Below are 19,133 nucleotides of genomic sequence, written 5' to 3'. Positions count from 1 at the left end.
ATAATAAAGACTGCGGTGGCCCGTTGCCAGTTTCAAAGCAACGGCAGGCCGAAAGAAGTATTGCCCAAGGGAGGATTCCCTCTAGGGGAAAGTGCCACTATGCTGGATAGTATTACACTCCTGAGCATAGCGTGTCTTATGACTGACCGAACGGTTTCTTCTTTGCGGCGTCGGCGTGGCCATCCCCAAGGCCGCGATCTATCCCCCGTGGCGCTGGTGTCGTTAAGAGCGCTACTGGGTGACGAGCGAAAGCAGCCCAGTATGCGTCAACACGATCAGTTGCTGGAGCATTTGCACGCTATTCAGGACGCCCATAGCCATTTGTCGCTGGTTGAACTGCGGGCTTTAGCGGCCTATATGAACCTGCCTATGGCGACAGTGTACGAAACCGCCACCTTTTATGCCCACTTTGATGTGCTGCACGACGGACAAACGGCGCCCCCAGACACCACCGTGCGAGTGTGTGACTCGCTCTCTTGCCAGTTAGCCGGAGCGGCCCAGCTTAAAGCTAAATTGGAGGCGGGCTTAGATCCAGAGAGGGTGCGAGTGCTGCGCGCGCCCTGTATGGGGCGTTGCGATAGCGCGCCGGTGGTTGAAGTGGGCCACCACCATGTGAAGTTTGCTACCGCCGAAGGCGTTGCTGCGGTAGTGGATACGGGACATTTTCACCCCGAAGCGATTTTATGGCAGCGTCTGGAGGCATATCAGCAGGCGGGTGGCTATCAACTGCTGGCCGACTGTCATGCGGGCAACGTCAGCGTTGACGCACTAATGGCGACGTTGGAAGGAGCGGGCTTAAGAGGGCTCGGCGGCGCGGGGTTCCCCACCTTTAAAAAGTGGCACTTTGTTCGCCAAGAGCCTGGGCCGCGCTACTGCGTCATAAATGCTGATGAAGGAGAGCCCGGTACCTTTAAAGATCGTTACCACCTCGAAAAATCACCTCATCAGTTTTTAGAAGGTGCACTGATCAGCGCCTGGGCGGTAGAAGCCAAGGCGCTGTATATCTATCTGCGCGACGAGTACCCTGGGCTTCACCGTGTGCTGGGTGAAGCGATTGAAGAGCTTGAGTATGCAGGGTGGGTAGATGCTGGATTTATCGTGCTACGTCGAGGAGCAGGCGCCTACATTTGCGGTGAAGAGTCGGCGCTGATTGAGTCGCTGGAGGGCAAACCAGGCAAGCCTCGCCATCGTCCGCCCTACGTGGCGCAACAGGGGCTGTTTGGCTGCCCGACGTTGGTCAATAACGTTGAGACGGTATACTGGATCGCGCCGATTTGGCAGAAGGGCGCCGAATGGTTTGCCGGCCAAGGCCGCAATGGTCGCTCAGGGCTACGCAGCTTTTCGGTCTCTGGTCGGGTCAAACATCCAGGGGTTTACCTTGCCCCTGCGGGCATTACCCTGCGCGAATTAGTTGACGAGTATTGTGGCGGTATGGCGGAGGGGCATCAGTTGGCGGCCTATCTACCCGGCGGTGCCTCGGGGGGGATTTTGCCCGCCAGCAAAGCGGATATCCCGCTGGATTTTGATACGCTTCAGGCTCACGGTTGTTTTATCGGTTCTGCGGCGGTAATCGTGTTGTCTCAGCAGGATAATTTGCAAGCGGTGGCGACCAACTTGCTGGCGTTTTTTGCCGATGAATCCTGCGGCCAGTGCACACCTTGTCGAGTGGGCACTGAAAAAATGCTTACCCTGCTAGAGCGAAACGACTGGGACGTTGGCCAGTTAACCCGGCTGGCCCAGGTGATGCAGGACGCTTCTATCTGTGGTCTGGGCCAGGCGGCGCCTAATCCGGTGTTGGGGCTGCTAAAAGATTTTCGTACTGAGCTGAGTCAGCAACAGATTATTGTCAGTGATGCGGCAAAAGGAGATGCGCTGTGACCGCCCCGTTTACGCTTACCTTGGACGGTGCCGAAATAAGCGCCTACGCTGGCGAAACCCTGTGGCAGGTTGCCAAGCGTGCCGGGGAAACCATCCCCCACCTGTGCTTTAAAGACGCCCCTGGCTACCGCGCCGATGGCAACTGCCGCGTGTGTATGGTCGAGGTGGAGGGCGAGCGCGCCCTAACGGCCAGTTGCCTGCGTGAGGCCATGCCTAATATGGTGGTGCATAGTGCAAGCTCTGAGCGCGTTAAAGTGGCTAGGGAAGGGGTATTAGAGCTACTGATGGCGGATCAGCCCTCGCGTCAACAAAGCCCGGATCGCTCCAGCCATTTTTGGGCGATGGCCGACCAGCTAGGCGTTGAGGAGAATGCTGTGAAAGCCTGGCTACCGCCTCGGCGTGAAGAGGCGCTGAGTCCAGATCAAACGGTGGACACCAGCCATCCTGCCATGCAGGTTAATTTAGATGCCTGCATTGAGTGTACCCTCTGTGTGCGTGCCTGCCGTGAAGTACAAAGCAATGATGTGATTGGTGTTGCTCATCGCGGTGCAGCGTCCAAAATAATCTTCGACTTTGACGACCCCATGGGGGCAAGCACCTGCGTGGGCTGCGGCGAGTGTGTGCAGGCCTGTCCGACGGGGGCGTTAATGCCGGCGACGCTGATGAACGCTGTGGGGCAGGGCGACTCAAAGGCCGTTGATCGCCAAGTTGATTCAGTTTGCCCCTACTGTGGTGTGGGCTGTCAGCTTACCTACCATATTAAAGACGAGACTATCGCCTACGTAGAAGGGCGCGACGGCCCCTCTAATCACAACCGGTTGTGCGTGAAAGGTCGCTTTGGTTTTGATTACCCCAGTCATCCAGCGCGTTTAAAGACGCCGCTGATTCGTAAGCCCGGCGTTCCGAAAAGCTTGGATCCTAGTTTTGATCCTGCTCAGCCGCTCACGCATTTTCGTGCAGCGACTTGGGAAGAAGCGTTAAGCGCTGCGTCGGACGGCTTGGCTAAGTTAAAACACCAGTATAGCCCAAGCGCGCTAGCGGGGTTGGGCAGTGCCAAGTGCTCCAATGAAGAGGCCTGGCTATTTCAGAAACTGGTACGCACCGGCTTTGGCAACAACAACGTCGACCACTGTACGCGGCTTTGTCACGCCAGCTCCGTTGCCGCGCTGATGGAGTGTTTGGGTTCGGGGGCGGTGACCGCCTCGTTTATGCAGGCATTGGAAGCAGACGTGGTGATTCTCACTGGCTGCAACCCCGCCGTGAATCACCCTGTGGCGGCGACGTTTTTTAAGCAGGCCGCCAAGCGCGGCACCGAAATCATTATTCTCGACCCCCGCGGCCAGGCGCTGGACGCCTACGCCACCCTGAGCGTGCGTTTTAAACCAGGGGCGGACGTAGCGCTGTTCAACGCTATCCTTCACGTGATTATTGCTGAAGCGCTCTACGACGAGACGTATATTGCTGAGCATACCGAGGGATTCGAAGCGCTGAAGCAGAGCGTAGCGATGAGCACACCCGAATCGATGAGCGAGCTATGCGGCGTTGCGCCCAGCATGATTCGCGACATTGCCCGCCGCTACGCCAATGCAGAAAAGGCCATGATCTTCTGGGGCATGGGTATCTCCCAGCATACCCACGGCACCGACAACGCCCGCTGCTTAATCTCCTTGGCGCTGGCCTGTGGCCACACCGGGCGTCCTGGCACTGGCCTGCATCCACTGCGCGGCCAGAATAACGTACAGGGGGCGTCGGATGCGGGCCTGATACCCATGGTATTACCGGACTATCAGCCGGTAGGCGATGCTCAGCTGCGTGCCGCCTTTGAAGAACTATGGAGCACGTCGTTAGATGCCGAACCAGGCCTGACGGTGGTAGAAATCATGGATGCCATTCACGCGGGTCAGGTGCGCGGTATGTATATTTTGGGCGAAAATCCGGCGATGTCTGACCCCGATCTACACCACGCTCGGGCGGCGCTGGGCAAGTTGGAACATTTGGTGGTGCAGGATCTGTTTGTCACCGAAACCGCTCAGTTTGCCGACGTGATTTTGCCCGCATCCGCGTGGCCGGAAAAAGAGGGCACGGTGACCAACACCAATCGCCAGGTTCAATTGGGGCGCATTGCACTGCCGCTCCCCGGCGAGGCCAAACCCGACTGGTGGATTATTCAACAGATTGCCAACCGCTTTGATTTGGCATGGAATTATACCCACCCCCAAGAAGTGTTTGCTGAGATGCAGCAGGGTATGGCTTCCCTAAATCACATCAGTTGGGAGCGCTTGGCGCGAGAAGGCTCGGTCACTTATCCCTGCGCATCTGAAGATGCCCCCGGCCAAGACGTGGTATTTAGCGACGCTTTTCCCCGCGCCGGAGGGCGCGCCAAATTTGCCCCCACGCGTCCCTTGCCGCCCGACGAACCAGTGGATGACGATTATCCAACAGTACTCACCACCGGGCGACAGCTGGAGCATTGGCATACGGGTTCTATGACCCGGCGCAGCATGGTATTGGACGCCCTAGAGCCCGAGGCCGTGGCCAGTCTTTCAGCTGGGGAACTCAATCGTTTGGGCGTGGCGCCGGGAGATCCGCTGACCATCACCACTCGTCGCGGCACGATTACGCTGGCCGCACGGGTGGATCCGAAAATTCCCGATGGCATGGTGTTTGTGCCCTTCGCCTACGCGGAAGCCGCCGCCAATCTGCTCACCAACCCGGCGCTCGATCCATACGGCAAAATCCCCGAGTTCAAGTATGCCGCCTGTCGGCTAACGCGGGGTGGCGCGCGAGTCGGCACTTAACCCCTGCAAGGGAGTGCTCGGTTGCGGTATCATCACCGCATTAGTGGTTTTATCTGTGGTCGAAATGACGCAATGGAGTAAATGGGGTAATGGCGCAAGCTCAGTCGGTGCGAAAGCAGTCAGCGCGTAAAGTCCTCATGCTGGATAATTACGACAGCTTCACGTTTAACATCGTGCAGTACCTGGGTGAGCTGGGCGCGGAAGTGATCACTCACCTCAATGACGACATCACCATTGAGCAAATTGAAGCGCTGGCGCCAACGCACTTGGTGGTATCGCCAGGCCCCTGTACGCCCAACGAGGCGGGGATCTCCATGGCCGCCATCAAACACTTTGCTGGTAAGCTGCCTATTTTAGGCGTCTGCTTGGGCCATCAGGCGATTGGCCAAGTATATGGTGGCAAGGTCGTGCACGCTCCGCAGGTCATGCACGGAAAAACCTCTGCGGTGCTGCACGCTAATCAGGGTGTGTTTGAGGGACTGGATAATCCTGTTGAGGTTACCCGCTATCACTCTTTGGTCGTCGATAAAGCTAGCCTGCCCGATTGTTTAGAAGTCACTGCCTGGACAGGCGATGACGACATAACCCCAGGGTTAGTCATGGGGTTTCGTCACCGCGAGCTGGATATTGAAGGGGTGCAGTTTCACCCCGAGTCGATTCTTACCCGCCAAGGCCATGAACTGTTGGCCAACTTTTTAAAACGCGGCTGATGGCCGGTTTCACACGCTTTTAGGGGCCCCTCTGCTCATGCAAATGCGAGATGCGATTAATGCGGTGATGCGCCGCGAAGACCTCTCTTTCGATGCCATGCACACCTTGATGCGCCAGATCATGACTGGCGATGCTACGGATGCGCAAATTGGTGGCCTGCTGGTTGGTTTAGCCATGAAAGGCGAAAGTGCGGTAGAGATCAGCGCCGCCGCTCAGGTAATGCGAGAGCTGATGAAGCGCGTTGAGCTGGATGCAGAAAACATTGTGGACATCGTCGGCACCGGTGGCGATGGCGCCAACCTGTTTAATGTATCCACCGCCGCCAGTTTTGTCGCCGCTGCTGCTGGCGCCCATGTGGCCAAACACGGTAACCGCAGCGTTTCGTCGTCGTCGGGTAGTGCGGATCTGTTCGATGTGGCGGGTATCTACCTGGATCTCAAACCTGACCAGGTAGCGCGCTGTATTGAGCAGGTAGGCGTAGGCTTTATGTTCGCACCCAACCACCATCCGGCGATGCGCTATGCCATTGGCCCGCGCCGGGAAATGGGCGTACGCACGCTGTTTAATATTTTGGGCCCGCTGACCAACCCTGCTGGCGCACCCAACCAAGTACTGGGTGTTTACGCGCCGGAGTTAGTGCCATTAATGGCGGAAGTGCTGAAAGCCTTGGGCAGCCGCCACGTGATGGTCGTCCACTCTGAAGACGGCCTGGATGAGATCTCCCTGGCCAGCCCCACCTTGGTAGCTGAACTAAAAGAGGGTGAGATTAGCCAGTACACCATTACGCCTGAAGAGCTGGGCATTGAGCGCCAGAGCCTGGCAACGCTGAAAGCCAACAACGCCGAAGACAGCCTGCGCCTGGTCAAGGCAGCGCTTTCCGGTGAGGGCGCCGCTGCCGATATGGTCGCGCTAAACGCGGGGGCTGCGCTTTATTGTTCAGGCGTTGCAGATACCTTGAAAGAGGGCGTGATGGTGGCCCAGGACGCACAAGCCTCCAAACTGCCGCTCGAAAAACTCAAAGAGCTTTCGCACTTTACCAGCGTTTTTAAGCAGTAGGCTGTTAAAAAAGATAAGTATTTAAACAAGACGAGATCATCATGACTCAACAGGCAACGCCGACTATTTTAACGCGCATTCTGGCTCGCAAAGAGCAGGAAGTGGCCGAGCGCCGTCAGGCCGTTTCAGAGGCAGATCTGCTCGCCCTCGGGAAGCAGCAAAGCGCACCGCGTGGCTTTATCGATGCGCTCAACACGCGCATTGCGGAGGGGGATCCGGCCATCATCGCCGAGGTGAAAAAAGCCTCGCCCTCAAAGGGAGTGATTCGTGAAGAGTTTCATCCTTCGGATATTGCCAAAAGCTATGCCCAGGGCGGCGCGGCCTGTTTGTCGGTACTCACCGACGCGGACTTTTTTCAGGGACACGAAGACTATTTGATTGCTGCCCGTGATGTCTGCACGCTGCCGGTGATTCGCAAAGACTTTATTACCCACGGCTATCAGGTCTGTGAAGCGCGGGCGATCGGTGCGGACTGTATTTTGCTGATCGTGGCTGCACTGGACGACGCACAGCTACGCGACCTGAACCAGCAGGCTATTGCGTTGGGTATGGATGTACTGGTCGAAGTCCACGATGCGGACGAACTAGAGCGCGCCTTAGCGCTGGATCTAAAGCTAGTGGGTATCAACAACCGTAACCTGCACACCTTTGAAACCAGCCTGAACACCACCCTGGATCTGCTACCGCGAATTCCTGAAGGCATCACGGTGATTACCGAATCTGGCATTCACACTCGCGATGACGTTGAACTGATGCGCGATCATAACGTCAATGGTTTTCTGGTCGGCGAAGCCTTTATGCGTGAAAGTGACCCGGGCTTGGCACTTAAACGGTTGTTTTTCTAGCTCGCCAACTTTTAGTTCGCCCTTTTAGGTCTCCAGCTAAGCACCGCAACGGTGAGGGCTGGCAAAAAGGTAACGGTGACAATCGCCGTGCCGAGTAGTCCGAATAGCACAATGGCACCGACGCCGCGGTAAAGCTCGGTGCCTTCCCCCGGAAGAAATACCAGTGGTGATAGACCGCACAGGGTAGTGAGAGTGGTCATGGCGATAGGCCGTAGGCGGCTTTCCACTGCCTGCTGAACGGCTTCACGAACCCCCATGCTCGCCGTGCGTAGATTCTCCCTCGCCTGATGCACCACCAGTATCGGGTTGTTGACCACCGTGCCCATCAAAATCAAAAAGCCCAGCATAGTGATCATATCGAACGGCTGGCTGATGGCATTTAAGCCAATCTTGGGCAACTGAGCGCCTACGCTGTTCATTAGCCAGAGCCCGACAATCCCGCCCGCAGCGCCTAACGGAATCGTGGCCAGAATTAGTAGCGGGTAACCCCAATGGGCAAAAATGGCCACCAGCAATAGATACACAATCGCCAGCGCAATCAGCGCATTACCTGTTAGCGCTTGGCGGGTGGCGTCTAACTGATCCCCGGCACCACTCACGGTGACATTGATGTTGGCGGGCAGCTTGCCCTCATCGCTCAGGTAATCAATTACCTCGCGCTGCATCCGCTCGATGCCGGCTTCCAGCGCCACGCTGCGCGGTGGAATAACGTCCAGGGTGACACTGCGGCGACCATCTACTCGGCGTATCGTGGCGGTGCCGACCGTTTCGCGGATTTCAGCGAGGGTATTGAGAGGAATGTTAATGCCCGACGGGGTGTGAATTGGCAGAGTAGCCAGGGCATCCAGGTCAATATCGCCTGCTTCGGGGCCGTACCCGTAAAGATCGATTTTCTCGTCGTCGAGATAAAAATCATCCAGGTAGGCGCCGTTGGTAAGCACCGCCACGGTGGTGCCCAGCTCGCCGGTATCCATGCCAACTTCGGCGGCGCGCTCCCAGTTAGGGTAAATTTCAATCAGCGGCTGGCCAAGGTCTAACGCAGAGGGCCTCGACTGAATGCGCGGGTTGTCGAAAACCGTCTGGGCGCGCTGGTAAATCGCATTGGCGGTAGTATAAAGCTCGTCTAAATCATTGCCCGCGATATCCAGGGTAATACTGCGCGTACCACCATCGTTGCTGGAGATAATCGAGCCGCGGGCGGCGAAAGCGCGCATATCTGGGTACTGTTCATAGCGCTGGGTGAGGGCGTCCATCAAAGCGTCGATATGGGTGGGGTCGATGGTTTCCGCAATAATACGCAGGCTCTGGGCTTCGGCCTGAATGCCCATGGTGCGAATCGGTGGAACATCGGTATCGCCACGCTCAAATTTTTCAGGTTCGGCGCCTACATGGGGTTCAAGCTCACGCTGCAGGGTTTGGGCAATGGCATCCATGGTCGCCAGGTTATAGCTCGCCGGGGCGTTCATGCTGGCAAACGTCTTGGCCTCTTCACCTTCGGGCAGGTACTCCGCGGGAGGCGTTAGCCAGATAAAAATCGCAAAGCCCCCGGCAATCCCCAGCACGATAGCGAGAAAACGACGAGCAGGGGTACGCACCATGCTATCAACCACCCACAAACAGCCGCGTACCCAGCGTGGAGACGACGTCGAAGCGCTCTCCTTGCCGCGAAAATCGATATGCGCACCGAGGGTGGGAATCACGGTAATTGCCACTATCATGGAGACAATAATCGAGGTCGAGATGGCCACGGCGATATCGGAGTAGAGCTGACCGGCCTCCTGCTGGATAAAGAAGATAGGTACAAAGACCAAAATAGTCGTCAGAGTTGAGGCGAGCACTGCAGGCCATACTTGCTTAACGCCCTCTAGAGCCGCTTCAAAGCGGGTCAGCCCACGGCGGCGCTGAGTCTCAATGCTCTCAAGCACCACGATGGTGTTATCAATGGTCATGCCGATGGCAAAAGCAACGCCCGCCAGGGAGATAACGTTGAGCGTGCGGCCTGCCAGTAGAAGGCCTAGAAAGGCAGCGATGGTGCAAATGGGAATGCCGATTACACCAGCAAACGTGGCGCGCGCCGAGCGCAGGAAGGCGTACATCACCAGGGTGGCAAACAGCGCACCCAGGCCCAGGTTGACCCATACATTGGCAATTGACGACTCCACGTAGCGCACATCGTCGCTGGAGAGCGTCATGCGCATACCTTGCTCAGCCAGCAGGCCCTCGTTTAGCGCGTCGACTTCTTCCAGCATGGCGCGCTTGATATCGATGACATTGGCGCCTGGCTCCCGGCGCACCTGCACGCTAAGCACCGGGTCGCCCGCTGAGTTGTAAGCTCGCGAGGTGAGTTCGGCATAGGATTGGCGCACCTCGGCGACATCGCTCAGTCGGGTGACCGCGTCGCCTTCGCGGCTGAGGATCAGCGCTTCTAGGCTTTCGACATCTTCAAAACGGCCTACGGTACGCAGTAAGTAGCGGCGCTTGCCACTCTCTAAGTTGCCGCCAGAAACATCCTGGTTGCGCGCCTGCAGGGCCGCTTGAATATCGCTAATGCTCAACGCGCGAGCGGCGAGCGCCTCTGGGTCGATCAGTAGCTGCATCTGCCGTTCGGCGCCACCGGACACCGTGACCTCCGATACGCCCGCAACGCTCTCCATGCGTGGGCGCACGTTATCTTCCAGGTAGTCGCGCATGGCCGGCATATCGATCTGGCGCGGGTTGCCTTCGCGGGGGCCAACGTTAAAGTACATAAAGGCGTTGGCGGAAAAGGAGTTGGCGACAATGCGCGGCTGGTCGACGTTGTTGGGGTAGGAGGGCACCTGGCTAAGCGCATTGTTTACCCGAATCAAGGTTTCGGTGAGATCAACGCCGAAGGGGAACTCTAGCTCGATTTCGGCGCTGCCGCTGCTGGCGGTGGACTCCATGCGCTGTAGATTGGGCACATTGCGCAGGAACTCCTCCTGTTCGATCAGGATGTCCTTCTCGATATCCTGCGGCGTTGCGCCCGGCCACTGAGTCTCAATGCCCACTACGCGGGTTTCCAGATCGGGAATCATCTGCACCGGAATGCGCCAAATGGCAGCGATACCCAGAATCAACAGGATCAGCGTAATCACGCTGACCAAGATGCCGTGACGGATAATGGCGGCAAACATGGGTGAGGGCGGCTCCTTTAGTCGTCGCTCAGGGACACGCTTTGCCCCTCTTCAAGGCGTTCATTGCCGACGACAATGACGCGGTCACCCGCCGATAGGCCCTCGTTGATAGCGACTTCGCCCTGGTGGCTGCTACCGATCTCAACCCGCTGTTCAAACGCTCGCCAAGTGTCCTCTTCTTGACGGGCGTCTTGGCGGGCGAGCCAAACGCTGACACTGCCATCCGGACGTCGGATTAATGCATCCCGCGGCACGTTTGGGCCACGTTCGCCGTTGAGCTGCAAGCGGCCTTCTACGGCCATGCCCGGTAGCATTTCCAGTGGCTTTTCAGGCACAGCACGGAGCAGAAACTGCCGTGAACTGGCATCAAGCGGAATGCGTGCAACGGTTCGTGCCGAGAGCCATTCATCACTGCCTTCCAAACGCACCTCTAGCTGTGAGCCCTCAAAGCGCTGATAGGCGGAGAGCGGTACCGAGAAATCTAAGCGAAGAGACGCTAAATCGACCAGGGTGAGCAGGGTGTCGCCAGGGTTAACCCACTCCCCGACATTGCTCTCCCGCTGGGTGATCATGCCGTCAAAGGGCGCGCGGACTTGATGACGCTCAAGCTGTAACTGAGTAAGGGCGTAATCCGCTCGGCGGGCTTCAAGAGTGGCCTGCGCCGCTGCTAACTGGCTCTCACGCTGGCGGCGCTCGCTGGCGGCAAAGTTTTGCGCTGAAAGTTGATTGGCCTCGCTCACCAAACGTTGGGCTTCGTTGCGATCGACTTCTGCTTGAGCCAAATCGGCGCGGGCGCGCTGGCTTTCTAGCGTGATATCTCGGGTATCAAGTGAGAGCAACGGCTGGCCTTGAGTCACTCTGTCGCCCATTTCAACCGTTAATTCACTGACTTGGCCAGCTTCAGCGCTCGACAGCTGTGAGGTTTGCGGGGCGCTGACGCTGCCGGTGAGCGGCAATACGTCTACTCGGGGAGTATCCTCAACCACCTTGGTTTCAACGCGGCTTTGCTGAGCGGTAGCCGTGTCCACTAGGCTTAGCATTAGCGTTATTATTAGCACAACGCCAGCGCCTAGGCGGGCCAAAGTGATGGGTAGAGGTAACAAGAAAGCTCCTGATAACGTATCAATGCGTTGGGCGACAGTTTTAACACTGTCGCCCGTTAGTCATGTCAACGTTATACAAGGTTCAATGTGTGTACAAAATTTAGTGGCGCTTTAACGCTAACAACAGTGCTTGAAGCGGGTGCGGCAGCACCTGTTCCGAGTAACGTTTTACCTGACTACGGCAGGAGTAGCCGGTCGCCAACAGCTTGCCCGCGTTGTCATCGGCCTCGACTTGGGGCTGCCAGGATTGGGCGTAGATGGTTTTCGAGGTGGCAGCGTTGCGGGTTTCGTGACCGTAGGTGCCGGACATACCGCAGCAGCCAGTGGCCACCAGTTCAAGTTCTAACCCAAACGCCGCGAATACCTGCTGCCAGGCCTTGGGGCTGCCCGGCGCGTTGGTCTTCTCGGTGCAGTGGGAAAGCAGCTTAAAGCCCGGGTCGGTGAGCTTAAGCTGACTGGGCGTCAGGATATTGAGGCGCGTCGCCAGCCACTCCTGCAGCATGAACACTTCTGGTACGGCCTCATTGCCTAGCGCTTTAACGTACTCCTGGCGGTAGGTCAGCGTCATTGCTGGGTCGATGCCGACCATGGGAATATCAAAGCGGGCCAGGGTGCGCAGCCGCTCGGCCTGCTTGGTGGCGGTGCGTTCGAAAGCGCCTAAAAAGCCCTGCACCTGGAGTGGTTTGCCGTTCGCCGAAAAGGGCATCACAAACACGCGTAGATTGAGGCGTGACAGCAGTTCTACCACGTCCATCACCAGCTTGGCTTCAAAGTGAGTGGTGAAGGCATCTTGAACAATAATCACGCTATTGGCGCGCTGCTGTTCGGTTAATAGCGCCAGCGAGAGCGGCGTTGCCTCGGCAATGCCCCAGGCCTTCAGCTGTTTCTTAACGCTGGCACGAGAGAGGGCGGGGGAATCGCTCATGCCTAAGGTGCTGCGCATTAGTTTTTCCACCCAGCGCTGACCAATCACCGCGTTATATAGCGGCGCGGCCTTGGCCAGGGTGGGCAGCATAAACTCGGTGCCGCCGATCACGTAGTCGCGCAGCGGGCGCAGGTAGCGGCCGTGGTAGACCTCTAGAAACTGTGAGCGAAACTGGGGGACATTGACCTTGATGGGGCATTGCCCCGCGCAGGATTTACACGCCAAACAGCCTGCCATGGCGTCGTAAACCTCGTGGGAGTAGTCGTGATGCTGCTTGCGGCTTAGCGTGTTCGCCACCCGCAGTGGAAAGCTTTTAATAAAGCCCCAGCCGCCTTCGGCTTTCTTCTTGCGCGACTCTTCTACCACATCAATCCCCGCTTGGGACTGCAGGCGCAGCCATTCGCGAATCAGGCTGGCGCGGCCTTTGGGCGAGTGGCGGCGATCCCGGGTGGCCTTCCAAGAGGGACACATGGGGTCGTCAAGGTCGTAGTTATAGCAAGCGCCGTTGCCGTTGCAGTAGACCGCGGTGTCATAGGCCTGCCAGGCGCGCTCGTCGATGGTGCGGTCGAGCTGGCCGCGCATCGGCACGCCATCAACGGTCAGCAGATCGGGATCGCTGTCCTTGGCGATGAGTTCGCCGCTCACGGCAGGCGTTGCGATTTTGCCAGGGTTAAGCTGATTGAAGGGATCAAAGGCGGCTTTAACCCGCTGTAGGCTGGGGTAGAGTTCGCCAAAAAACTTGGGTGCGTACTCCGAGCGCACGCCCTTGCCATGCTCGCCCCACAGCAGGCCGCCATATTTTTGGGTAAGCGCGGCTACTTCGTCAGAAACTTCGCGAATCAGCGCTTCCTGGGCGGGGTCTTTCATATCCAGCGCCGGGCGCACGTGCAGCACCCCCGCATCCACATGGCCAAACATACCGTAAGAAAGCCCGCGGGCATCCAGGGCGGCGCGGAACTCGGCGATAAAGTCCGCCAAATGCTCCGGCGGCACAGCGGTATCTTCTACAAACGCAATCGGGCGCTTCTCGCCCTGGACGTTGCCGAGCAGGCCCACCGAGCGCTTGCGCATAGCATAGACTTTCTGAATCTGCCCGCGCCCTTCGGCCAGAGTATAGCCCAGTCGCTCTACGCTGGAGTCTTGGCTCAGTTGTTCGATAAATGACGTTACTCGTTCGGCGAGGGCGCTTTCATCGTCGTCGTTAAACTCGATCAGATTGATGCCGCGAATCGGTGCTTTTCCGATTGCCGGAAAGAATTCCGCCACGCTGTCCCAAACAAAGTCCTCCATCGCCAGTTGCAGCACGGTGTCGTCGATGGTTTCGATAGAGGTGGGTCGAGCGCTGGCGGTTTTCAGCGTCTTGGCATCGCGTAGCGCGTCCATAAAGCTGGTATAGCGCACATTGACCAGCGTCGAGTGCTTGGGGATCGGCAGCACATTCAGCACCGCTTCGTTCAAAAAGCCCAATGAGCCTTCCGAGCCGCACAGCAGGCTGTTGAGATTAAGCTGGCCGTCACCATCGCGCAGATGGGCCAGATCGTAGCCGGTTAAACAGCGGTTGAGCGGCGGAAATTTTGCTGCAATCAGCTCACGCTGCTGGTCGATAATCTCGGCGGCGGTGGTATGCACACGGCCAAGGATGCCATCCTGCTGGCGCTCGGCCAGTTCTTCATCTGCTGTTAACGCCCGGCTATGCAAGTGCTGTCCGCCGATCAGAATGGTATCGAGTTCCAGCACATGGTCGCGGGTTTTGCCGTATTCGCAGCTGCCCTGGCCGCTGGCATCGGTAGAAATCATGCCGCCAATGGTGGCGCGATTGGAGGTGGAGAGTTCTGGGGCGAAAAAAAGGCCATGGGGTTTGAGCGCAGCGTTGAGCTGGTCTTTGATTACCCCGGCCTGGACACGTACCCGACGGTTCTCAACGTCGATCTCAAGGATCTGGTGCATATGGCGGGAGATGTCCACCACAATGCCATCTGTCAGCGACTGACCGTTGGTGCCGGTGCCGCCGCCACGGGGCGTTAGCACAATCCCTCGGTGGGTGGTTTGCGCGGCCAAACGGGTGAGGCGTTCTAGATCTTCGGCATGCTTGGGGTAGACCGCCGCCTGCGGGAGGCGCTGATAGATTGAGTTGTCGGTGGACAGCACCGTGCGATTGGCATAATCCGGGGCGATTTCGCCCTCAAAGCCGCGGGTTTTGAGGGCTTGCAGAAATCGCAGGTAATCTTTGCCCAAACGTTCAAACGGGGCGGTACGGGTGTCCAAGGATGCAATCATAGTTGATCAGGCCGTCAGTGCCGGGGGGCAATAAAAGAAGACCGCTACTTTACCGCAGCGGCTGCCCAGGTGCATCACACGGTAGCGCTTTACTTCGCGCTTTATTCCGCACCCAGCGCTTCCTTTACCAGCGCTAATGAGGCGTCCGACATGGGGAGTTTCAAGGCGAGTTCGTGGGCGCGGGGCGACATTTTGCGCCAGGTCATCTGCACAATACGTACCATATGGTCGTGCTCAATCTTGCGCGAGAAGTCGGCAAAGTAGTTCTCTAGAAACACCAGACAGGCACAATCTTCCAGCGCCTGCACGTCGGGGTCGCGGCCCAAGCCTTTTTTGCCAATCATTGTTTTGGCTCGGTTGGCGTCTTCGTCACTGTAGCCAGCCTCCCGCATCAACTGGGCGGTGGTATCTCCAGCGCGCTTGCCCTGATCGCGCCGCCAGGTTAGATAACCCACACGCCCTTCTGGGTACTCCTCCCGCGGCACCAGCCAGCGCTGTAAGTGTTGGGCGCGAACGGCTAATCGAAGCACTTCATCTGGGGCGTCATGTACGCGGTCTAACCAGCCGCTCATGCGCTGGGCATAGGCCAGTTCCTGGGGCATGGATGTGCCATCGGCAAGCGTTGTGGAACGTGGATCCTCGCCATGCAGGGCATCGATGGCGGCAAGCGTTTGATCAAAAGCGGTAGGCATGGCAGCGTTGCTCGGCTAAAAGTGGTCGACAATAACGACTAGGTTGCCGAGAAACCGCGCGAATCACAACTGCTGTATTAGGAGAAGAGGTTATCAAGGAGGGTTGCAGCGCCTGCTGCTATTTACTGCTCACAGCAGGCGCCTATTCACACGCTTAAATTCTAGCGTTAGCGACGGTTGTAGATTTCTTCGTTAAGTTCGCCCTCGCTTTTACCCACCAGGGTCGTCACCATTAAATCGCCGGCGACGTTGACGCTGGTGCGTGCCATATCCAGGATACGATCAATCCCCGCGACCACCGCGATGGCTTCCAGCGGTAGACCGACTTGCGCCATGACAATCGAGAGCATAATCAAGCCTGCGCCCGGTACGCCCGCGGTGCCAATGGAAGCCAGCGTGCCGGTGGCGACAATCATGCCATAATCCATCATGCTTAAATCGGTGCCAGTCATTTGGGCAATAAACAGCACCACCACGCCCTGGTAAAGCGCGGTGCCATCCATGTTGATGGTGGCGCCTACAGGCAGCACAAACCCGGAAACCCCTTCAGAAACGCCCAGGTTCTTCTGCGCACAGCGGATAGAGACCGGCAGGGTGCCCGCAGAAGAGGCGGACGAGAACGCCACCACAATAGCGTCCAGGCTGCCTTGCAAATAACGCATGGGGTTAAGCCGCCCAAGTAGCGAGATAAAACCTGAGTAGATCACTAGCACGTGGAGAATACTGGCCAGGTACGCCACGCCAATCAGCTTGGCCAGTGGTAGCAGTATCTCTAAGCCGTACTGGCCGGAGACGTGGGCGATTAAGCCAAAGACGCCGAACGGGGCGAAGGCCATCACGATGCCAGTGAGCTTGTACATCGCCTCGGCAAAGCTATCGAAGACCTTCATCACCGGCTCGCCTTTATCGCCAATCAGCGTTAGCGAAATACCCAGGCCAATGGCAAACACAATGATCTGCATAATGTTGCCGTTGGCCAGGGCGTCCAGCGGGTTGCGCGGCACTAAGTTAACCAGGATAGAGACCAGTGATGGCGCTTCACTAGCGGCCACCTCAGAATCGAAGCTTAATTCAACGCCCACGCCCGGTTGCAACAGGGTGGAAAGTACCAGACCGATGGAAATAGCAAAGGCGGTAGTGATCAGGTAGAGCGTGATTGTGCGTGCGCCAATCCGGCCCATTTTTTGCGGGTCTCGCATGGAGGTAATGCCCACCACCAGGGTGGAAAACACCAGCGGCACAATCAGCATCATAATGGCGTTAATAAAAATATCGCCAAGTGGCTTAAACACGCTGGCGGTATCACCCAGCAGCGCGCCTGTCAAAATACCCAACGCCAAACCCGCGAGAATCTTCTTCCAAAGGGCGATTCGTCGCCACCAAGCAAACGTTCCTTGCTGTGCTGTTTCCTGCACTGCCTTTCTCCTGTCAAAAAGTGGGAAAATCTATTATTAAGCGATTCGCTAGTGGAATCGGCGGGCACTCTATCACTTTTGACTAATGGGCGGGGGTGGTTATGCAGAGCAGTCATAGCGCATGCGGCAGATCCGTACATTCTGCTTAGTTAGCGGTTGGCCATGGGTCTTAAAGCGTAGCTATTAAAATGGGGAGTTGAGGCGCAGCGTGGTGAAGGGCACGCTTCTCGCCATAGTGATCAATAGAGGATAGCGCCTACTTATACGCTAGAAATATACCTATCTGCAGTCTCGTTGAGTCGATCACTCACTTGGAAATTTCTGTTTCTGATGAAGCACTCGCATGATGCGAATAGTGGGGCCATCGACCCAGTAGGAAATAAGTATCGAGATATCAGGGATGATAAGCAGTCTACCTGGAATACCATCTCTTTGAACGCCCATCAGCGGTTGCTCAAGTAGGTTTTCCGCTTTAATTTCAATAAGGCTATCAGTTTTTTCAGCCACTAATGGGTTAAAGTCGTGAAGAAACTCGAAGATTACCTCCCGATCATTAAGCGATTTTTCTTCCCAAAAAATCATGGTTTAGCTCGGTGACGGATTTTAGCTTTGCGTTCAGTCATCTGTGCTTTCGCGCTTTCATGATCAATAAAGGAAGCTTTTCCCTCATTAAGTTTTTCAAACGCCTGGTTAACTTGCTGTGTCAACCATGCATCGTGAGATAACACCTTGCGCTGTTGCTCAGCCAACTGCTCAGTGAATTCCCGGCAGGCATCGCTCAATGTGCGCCCTTGGCTCTCAGCCATTTGTTGGCTTAAGCGTTTTGTTTCTTCATCAACACGAAACTGTATTCTGGTGTCCATAGTGATTTCCTATTCAAATCTACGCGTGTGTACAAATGTTAGCACAGGTTTGGCTGTATGAGCGCAGGGCGATGATTGACATGCACGGCAGTGAACTTGCCGCACAACGCATCGCCTGCACGATTATCTTTCTAAGCCGCCTGCTCGGCGGTGAACTGCCCCTATGGCCAACCCGGCGATCGGCTTTGTTTCTAAGCCGCCTGCTCGGCGGTGAACGAAGACATAACCAAGTTAATCGGCTACTTCAATTTCTAAGCCGCCTGCTCGGCGGTGAACCCGCCGGTAATCCTCCAGGCCCACTTCCGGGTTTTCTAAGCCGCCTGCTCGGCGGTGAACCTCGTCAGCAGCGAGGCGTTTAAACTGACATTTTTCTAAGCCGCCTGCTCGGCGGTGAACGAATAGCCTTGGCGGCTGATGCCTAGCATTTTTTTCTAAGCCGCCTGCTCGGCGGTGAACAGCGCCCGAAGCAACGCAGGATATATCGGCATTTTCTAAGCCGCCTGCTCGGCGGTGAACCAGGGCAGATGGGCCAGCTGGTCGACCGTGTCTTTCTAAGCCGCCTGCTCGGCGGTGAACAAAATATTCTCGCTGGCCATAAATATCCTGCTTTTCTAAGCCGCCTGCTCGGCGGTGAACTGAAACGCTTGGCTGGCACCGTCCTTCTGTATTTCTAAGCCGCCTGCTCGGCGGTGAACTGGCAGCCTGCTTTAGTGAAGCACGTTCCTGATTTCTAAGCCGCCTGCTCGGCGGTGAACTTGCATGCGCTGGCGTTCATCGAAGCGAAGGATTTCTAAGCCGCCTGCTCGGCGGTGAACGAAAGCGGCTAGCGGAGGTGGAGCATGGGTAATTTCTAAGCCGCCTGCTCGGCGGTGAACTCGCTCTTGTTCTAACGGTTGCTGAGGGATCATTTCTAAGCCGCCTGCTCGGCGGTGAACGCAGTAGCGGGCATAAACTGAATCAAGCCAGTTTTCTAAGCCGCCTGCTCGGCGGTGAACGTACTAACGCTAAACCGGCTGTACTGGGGGCATTTCTAAGCCGCCTGCTCGGCGGTGAACCTATCACTGCTCATGTCGGAGGCCTGAGTTCATTTCTAAGCCGCCTGCTCGGCGGTGAACCATCCGCTGGAACCCAGAAGCCGCGATGTAATTTTCTAAGCCGCCTGCTCGGCGGTGAACGCATCGCTCGGCAGGAACAGGACTGGCGGAAATTTCTAAGCCGCCTGCTCGGCGGTGAACTTACAAAGATGGGAATCGAAGCACAACTAGAGTTTCTAAGCCGCCTGCTCGGCGGTGAACGTTACATTGGCACGCAAATAGCGAGCGGCTGATTTCTAAGCCGCCTGCTCGGCGGTGAACGGTGCGGCATGAGTGAAGAGCGCGCCTTCCGTTTTCTAAGCCGCCTGCTCGGCGGTGAACCTT

Annotated in this window: 12 protein-coding genes and 1 CRISPR repeat array (1 of these 13 only partly in view); of the genes, 5 read left to right on the top strand and 7 right to left on the bottom strand. The window is 57.0% G+C overall.

The annotated features are described in order from the left end of the window. Positions 1 to 138 precede the first annotated feature (138 nt). The 5 genes from J7J49_RS21665 (at position 139) to trpC (ending at position 7,288) form a co-directional block, all read left to right on the top strand. On the top strand, positions 139 to 1,878 hold the full coding sequence (locus tag J7J49_RS21665) for an NADH-ubiquinone oxidoreductase-F iron-sulfur binding region domain-containing protein (protein WP_215095610.1): 1,740 nt from the start codon (positions 139 to 141) through the stop codon (positions 1,876 to 1,878). Beyond that, entirely contained in the window at positions 1,875 to 4,676 is a 2,802-nt protein-coding gene (gene fdhF, locus J7J49_RS21660; RefSeq protein WP_215095608.1) for a formate dehydrogenase subunit alpha, read from the top strand. Before J7J49_RS21665 ends, fdhF begins: the two co-directional genes overlap by 4 nt. Positions 4,677 to 4,765: 89 nt before the next feature. Next, complete coding sequence (locus tag J7J49_RS21655) at positions 4,766 to 5,386, top strand: anthranilate synthase component II (protein WP_215095606.1); 621 nt, start codon at positions 4,766 to 4,768, stop codon at positions 5,384 to 5,386. A 37-nt stretch (positions 5,387 to 5,423) separates the two neighbouring features. Beyond that, the gene (gene trpD / locus J7J49_RS21650; RefSeq protein ID WP_215095604.1) at positions 5,424 to 6,443 is read left to right on the top strand and encodes an anthranilate phosphoribosyltransferase; all 1,020 of its coding nucleotides are present in this window, start codon (positions 5,424 to 5,426) and stop codon (positions 6,441 to 6,443) included. 41 nt (positions 6,444 to 6,484) lie between these two features. Continuing rightward, entirely contained in the window at positions 6,485 to 7,288 is an 804-nt protein-coding gene (gene trpC, locus J7J49_RS21645) for an indole-3-glycerol phosphate synthase TrpC (protein WP_215095602.1), read from the top strand. A gap of 11 nt (positions 7,289 to 7,299) precedes the next feature. Here the strand turns inward: trpC and J7J49_RS21640 are convergent, their stop codons facing one another. From J7J49_RS21640 to J7J49_RS21610, 7 genes are all read right to left on the bottom strand, one after another. Next, positions 7,300 to 10,440, bottom strand: coding sequence for an efflux RND transporter permease subunit (locus J7J49_RS21640; RefSeq protein ID WP_215095600.1), 3,141 nt, complete (start codon positions 10,438 to 10,440; stop codon positions 7,300 to 7,302). A gap of 17 nt (positions 10,441 to 10,457) precedes the next feature. Beyond that, positions 10,458 to 11,543: an efflux RND transporter periplasmic adaptor subunit gene (locus tag J7J49_RS21635; RefSeq protein ID WP_251048448.1), complete on the bottom strand. Its 1,086-nt coding sequence runs from the start codon at positions 11,541 to 11,543 to the stop codon at positions 10,458 to 10,460. A 100-nt stretch (positions 11,544 to 11,643) separates the two neighbouring features. Continuing rightward, on the bottom strand, positions 11,644 to 14,745 hold the full coding sequence (gene ydiJ, locus J7J49_RS21630) for a D-2-hydroxyglutarate dehydrogenase YdiJ (RefSeq protein WP_215095599.1): 3,102 nt from the start codon (positions 14,743 to 14,745) through the stop codon (positions 11,644 to 11,646). Positions 14,746 to 14,846: 101 nt separating this feature from the next. After that, positions 14,847 to 15,437 carry a DUF4202 domain-containing protein gene (locus J7J49_RS21625; protein WP_215095597.1) on the bottom strand — a complete coding sequence of 197 codons (591 nt, stop codon included), beginning with the start codon at positions 15,435 to 15,437 and terminating at the stop codon, positions 14,847 to 14,849. A gap of 167 nt (positions 15,438 to 15,604) precedes the next feature. Then, on the bottom strand, positions 15,605 to 16,852 hold the full coding sequence (locus J7J49_RS21620) for a dicarboxylate/amino acid:cation symporter (RefSeq protein WP_215095595.1): 1,248 nt from the start codon (positions 16,850 to 16,852) through the stop codon (positions 15,605 to 15,607). Positions 16,853 to 17,155: 303 nt separating this feature from the next. Next, positions 17,156 to 17,434, bottom strand: coding sequence for a type II toxin-antitoxin system RelE/ParE family toxin (locus J7J49_RS21615; protein WP_215095593.1), 279 nt, complete (start codon positions 17,432 to 17,434; stop codon positions 17,156 to 17,158). Continuing rightward, on the bottom strand, positions 17,431 to 17,715 hold the full coding sequence (locus J7J49_RS21610; protein WP_215095590.1) for a type II toxin-antitoxin system RelB/DinJ family antitoxin: 285 nt from the start codon (positions 17,713 to 17,715) through the stop codon (positions 17,431 to 17,433). Before J7J49_RS21610 ends, J7J49_RS21615 begins: the two co-directional genes overlap by 4 nt. Before the next feature lie 128 nt (positions 17,716 to 17,843). After that, positions 17,844 to 19,133: a CRISPR direct-repeat array (repeat unit 28 nt; unit sequence TTTCTAAGCCGCCTGCTCGGCGGTGAAC) (it continues 477 nt past the right edge of the window).

Origin of the sequence: Halomonas sp. ISL-56, from assembly GCF_018612805.1 — a bacterium.
In the GTDB taxonomy this organism is placed as follows: domain Bacteria; phylum Pseudomonadota; class Gammaproteobacteria; order Pseudomonadales; family Halomonadaceae; genus Vreelandella.
This window is presented reverse-complemented; position numbering and strand designations above follow the sequence as displayed.